This is a genomic window from Desulfovibrio sp. (assembly GCF_035644575.1).
Classification (GTDB): Bacteria; Desulfobacterota; Desulfovibrionia; order Desulfovibrionales; family Desulfovibrionaceae; genus Desulfovibrio.
In genome coordinates, this window is sequence record NZ_DASQOG010000042.1 from 1 (window position 1) to 4658 (window position 4658).

The following is a 4658-nucleotide window of genomic DNA, read 5'->3' on the forward strand; positions in this document are numbered from 1 at the left end:
TTGCCAGCGCCGTTGGCCCCGATGAGGGTGACTATTTCGCCCTTGTTCACGTGAAATGAAATGCCGTGAAGGGCTTCAATCTTGCCATAGCCGGCGTAGAGATTTTCAACTTCCAGTAGCATCACACGTTCTCGTCGCCCAAGTAGGCCTTGATGACATCGGGGTTGGACTGAATTTCCTGCGGCGTGCCCTTGGCAATGGTCTTGCCGAATTCCACCACGGTAATGTGTTGGCACAACGACATGACAACCTTCATCTGGTGTTCGATCATCCAGATGGCGATTTTGAATTCGTCAAAGATCCATCGGATGTGCTTGATGAGGCCGTCCACGTCCGAGGAGTTCAGGCCAGCGGCGGGTTCATCAAGCAGCAGCAGCTTGGGATCGGTGGAAAGGGCGCGGGCCAACTCCACTCGGCGTTGCAGGCCGTAGGGCAGGTTTTTGGGAAATTCATTGGCCACATCGGCCAGTTCCATGATTTCAAGAATCTTTGAGGCCTTTTGCCGCACGCGTTTTTCTTCGCGGCTGTAGCGCTCGTTGCAGAGCCACGCGTCAAGCAGCCCGTATCCGAGCCTGTGGTATTGCGACACGCAGATGTTGTCGAGCACCGTCATGTCGTTCCACAGGCGGATGTTCTGGAAGGTGCGGGCCATACCCATGGCCGTAACCTGATGCGGCTCGAGGCGGGTGTCGTATGTATGGCCGTTAAAGACAATCTGCCCTTCGGTGGCGTGATAAAAGCCCGAGGCCAGATTGAACACCGTTGTCTTGCCCGCGCCGTTGGGGCCGATGAGGCCCACAAGGCTGTGGTCTTCCACGGCGATGGAAAAATCCGTTAACGCAATCAGCCCGCCGAAGCGTTGCGTGACTTCTTTCATTTCAAGCAGTGCCAAGGTCAGCCCCCACTCGTTCTGGTTGTATCTCTATCAATGGCGCTTTCAGGACGCGCCGCCCTGGGGCCGGCAATTGCTTTAGTCGCGCTTGCCGAAGCTTACCAGCCGTTTCAGTTTGGGGAACACATCGGTCAGTTCCCTGTTGCCCAAGAGGCCCTCGGGCCTGAACTGCATAAGCAGAATGAGAATCAGCGGGATGATGACCCACTTCCATTCCTGGCTGATATTAAACGAATTGGGCACAAAGGGCAGCATGTGGGCCAGATCGCTCATGGCAGGCAGGGCAAAGCGCAAAAGCTCGATCAGCAGGGTGAACATCACGGCTGCCAGCACCGAGCCGGAAAGCGAACCCATGCCGCCCAGATATACCATGACCATGGCCTCGGTGGACTTCATGATACCAAAGCTGTTGGCATAGATGGAGCTGAACATATGCGCGTAAAGCGCGCCCGCTACACCGGCAATGCCCGCCGAAACCATAAAGGCCACGAGCTTCACCTTCTTGGTGTTGACGCTCATGATCTCTGCGGCAACTTCGTTCTGACACACCGCAGGTATGCCCTTGCCCAGAGTGCTGTTTACCAGACGGTAGAGCATCATGGTGGTGATCATCACGCCAAGCAGCATCCAGATCATCATCCAGGGGATGTCGGCCACGCTCTCCATGGCGCGCACCACGCCGCGCATGCCTGTAAGGCCGCGCGGGCCGCCCACAAAGTCGATATTGATGATGAGCGAAATGATGATGTAGTTGGCGGCAATGGTGATGATTGCCAGATAGTCGTCACGGGTTTTGAACGAGGGCAGGGCCACCAGCAGGCCAAAGAGGGCCGCCACGCCGCCCGCTGCGGCGAGCACCAGAGGAAAGAGCAGGGGCGCAAGCTCTGGCGGCAGCAGGGGAGCGCCCAGCATTTTGTTCTTGGTAAACAGAATGATGGAGATAAGCCCGCCCACATAGGCCCCCACGCACATAAAGCCCGCGTGACCACAGGAAAATTCGCCCATGTAGCCGTTCACAAGGTTCAGGCTGGTGGCAAAAATAACGTTGAGGCCCATGAACTTGATGACCGAAAGCCAGTAGCCGTCAATCCACGAAAAGTATTCGGCAAAAACAAGCACCAGCCCGCCGATCAGGAACAGAAGACAGTCTATCTTCCTCTGTTTGACAGCCCGTTTGATGGCATAGCCGAAGCAGAGCACGCCCAGTATTACAAGAACCGTTTGTACAAAAAGAGGCAGCATTCAGACACTCCGGCTAGATTTTGGTCGTTTGCGGCATGCCGAAAATGCCCGTGGGCCGCACCCACAGGATGAGCAGCAGGATGGTGAAGGAAAACAGATCCATGTAGGTGGACGGCAAAAAGGCCACCACCATGATTTCTACAAATGCCAGCATAAAGCCGCCCACAAATGCGCCGCGTATGTCGCCAATGCCGCCTACAACTGCCGCGATAAAGGCTTTCCAGCCGATCATGGCGCCCATGTAAGGCTCAAGGTTGGGGTAGCACATGGCAAACAGCATGCCGCCAAGCCCGGCAATACCCGAGCCGAGCACAAAGGTGACCACAATGACGCTGTCGAGCGGTATGCCCATGAGCGGCAGGGCAAAGCGATCCCAGGAAACCGCGCGCATGGCCATGCCCACCTTGGTGCGCGTGACAATGGTCTGCAAGAACAGAAACACCAGCACCGCAGCCACAATAACCCATACTTTCAGGTTGGTGATGACCAGCGGCCCGATGGAATATACGGTTTTGTCGATAAGCTCGGGCAGCTTGCGCTTGGTTGCCCCAAGCAGTGCAAGGTTGCCGTTTTCAAGAATAAGGCCGCACATCAGCGCGGTAATGACCACATAGAGCCTGTGCGCGCCCTTGCGGCGCAGGGGCCGATAGGCAATGCGCTCAAGCGTAACGCCCACAAGGGCTGTAAGGCCCATGGTCAGCACAATGGTCAGCCACAGCGTCATTGGCTTCGAAAGGCCAAGACCATCGGAGGAAACCAGATACGTGGCCACAAAAAATGAAATGTAGGCCCCGACCATAAAAATATCGCCGTGGGCAAAGTTGATGAGGCGCAGCACCCCGTAAACCAAGGTGTAGCCCAAGGCGATGAGGGCGTAAAAGCTGCCCCATTGCAAGGCGTTGAGGGTCTGTTGCAGCAGAAAGTCCATAGGCTACCCAAAAATGCTGACGGTTACAGTGTGCGAATTCTGTGGCGCAGTTTTTTCCAAATCGTGATCGAAGCCGGAATGTTGAGCGGCAGTGCGCGTATGCGGCCCCTGAACCGCCCGTTCAGGCGAAAGAACTGTTGTCCCAAGGTTGAGTTGCGGGTGACTTACGCCAGCGCCGCAAGGCAGGCCTTGCCTCTACATGTTTTTATGCCAAAAAAACGCAAAAAACCATTCCTGATTCGCAATGGGACGTTGCCGGAGGCAAAAAAATATTGATCCGTTCGGAGGCGCAGTTTCCCATTCGCATTGGAGCGTTTTGCCGCCGCGCGGCCCCCTGTGGGTTGGGCCGCGCGGCAGAGCCAATTACCTGCTGATGTCTGCTATTTGGGGCAGACAGATTCCACAAAGGCGAACGCGCCGGTTTCCGTCACGCGCACGATAACAGCGCACTTGATGGGGTCGCGGTTTTCGTCAAACTTCATGCTGCCGGTGATGCCGTCAAAGTTGGCCATGCCAGCCATGTTGTCGCGAATGATCTTGCGTTCTTTCTTGAGGTCGGGATCAATCTTGCCGGCCTTCTGGATGGCCTGGAGCACGATATTGATGGAGTCCCATGTCAGAGCGGCAACGTCGTCAGGCACATAGCCATACTTGCCCTTGTACTTGTCGATGAATTCCTTGGTTTTGCCGGTCGCGCCCTCGGCGGTGTAGTGGGTGGAGAAATACTGATCCACACAGTCCTTGCCGCAGAGGTTGAAGAGCTCGGCGGAACCCCAGGCATCGGAACCCATGAAGGGGCCCTTGTAGCCGAGGTCGCGGGCCTGAGGCACAATAAGGGCCGCAAAGCTGTAGTTTTCAGGCACAAAGATGAAATCGGGCTTGGCGGCGATGATCTTGGTCAGCTGGGCTGAGAAATCCTGATCTTTGGGGCCGTGCGATTCCATAGCCACCACAGAACCCTTGCCGTGGGTCTTTTCAAAGGCTTCCTTGAAGTTGTCGGCAAGCCCCTTGGAGTAGTCGTTGGATACTTCAAACAGAACAGCGGCTTTTTTGGCGTTGAACTTCTTGGTGGTGAAGTCAACGGCTACAGGAGCCTGGAAGGGGTCAAGGAAGGCCCCGCGGAACACCCAGGGGCGGTCCTTGGTGGCGTCGGGGTTGGTGGACCAGGGGGTAATCATGGGCACCTGTTCGTCATTGGCAACGGCGCCCGCAGGCACGGCCTGACGCGAAGACTGGGGACCAACGATGGCCATGACCTTGTCGCGCTCAATGAGCTTCAGGGTCACGTTAACGGCAGACTCGGGTTTGGATTCATTGTCTTCATAAATGAATTCAAGCGGGTACATCTTGTCGCCCACTTTCAGCCCGCCCTTGGCATTGATCTCTTCCTTCAGCATTTCAGCCGCATACTTGGAACCTTCGCCCACCTTGGGGATTTCACCAGTAAGCGGGATGGGGAACCCGATTTTGATCGGAGCTTCTGCGGCCATGGCCGCTTGCCCCACAAAGAGAGACAGGGCGCAAACTGACGCTACTTTCAGCAAATTCATGAAGGCCTCCCGAGTTTTATGTGCAGTTACAGGGGTGTACCAAAAA

4 protein-coding genes and 1 pseudogene are annotated in these 4658 nt (G+C 56.0%); all 5 read right to left on the reverse strand.

Annotated elements, in window-relative coordinates; genetic code table 11:
* Positions 1–122, reverse strand: a pseudogene (locus VEZ52_RS01735) (ABC transporter ATP-binding protein); the annotation flags it as partial.
* Entirely contained in the window at positions 122–892 is a 771-nt protein-coding gene (locus VEZ52_RS01740) for an ABC transporter ATP-binding protein (protein ID WP_192112140.1), read from the reverse strand. The gene VEZ52_RS01740 and the pseudogene VEZ52_RS01735, both read right to left, overlap by 1 nt.
* Positions 893–970: 78 nt before the next feature.
* A complete protein-coding gene (locus tag VEZ52_RS01745) occupies positions 971–2134 on the reverse strand; it encodes a branched-chain amino acid ABC transporter permease (RefSeq protein ID WP_324835267.1) in 1164 nt (387 codons plus the stop codon).
* 13 nt (positions 2135–2147) lie between these two features.
* Entirely contained in the window at positions 2148–3062 is a 915-nt protein-coding gene (locus VEZ52_RS01750) for a branched-chain amino acid ABC transporter permease (protein WP_324835268.1), read from the reverse strand.
* Positions 3063–3442: 380 nt separating this feature from the next.
* Positions 3443–4612: an ABC transporter substrate-binding protein gene (locus tag VEZ52_RS01755; protein WP_324835269.1), complete on the reverse strand. Its 1170-nt coding sequence runs from the start codon at positions 4610–4612 to the stop codon at positions 3443–3445.
* Positions 4613–4658 lie beyond the last annotated feature (46 nt).

Bases quoted from the DNA above. Each gene is read 5' to 3' on its own strand.
- VEZ52_RS01750 (WP_324835268.1), bottom strand. From the start codon at position 3,062: ATGGACTTTCTGCTGCAACAGACCCTCAACGCCTTGCAATGGGGCAGC.
- VEZ52_RS01755 (WP_324835269.1), bottom strand. From the start codon at position 4,612: ATGAATTTGCTGAAAGTAGCGTCAGTTTGCGCCCTGTCTCTCTTTGTG.
- VEZ52_RS01745 (WP_324835267.1), bottom strand. From the start codon at position 2,134: ATGCTGCCTCTTTTTGTACAAACGGTTCTTGTAATACTGGGCGTGCTC.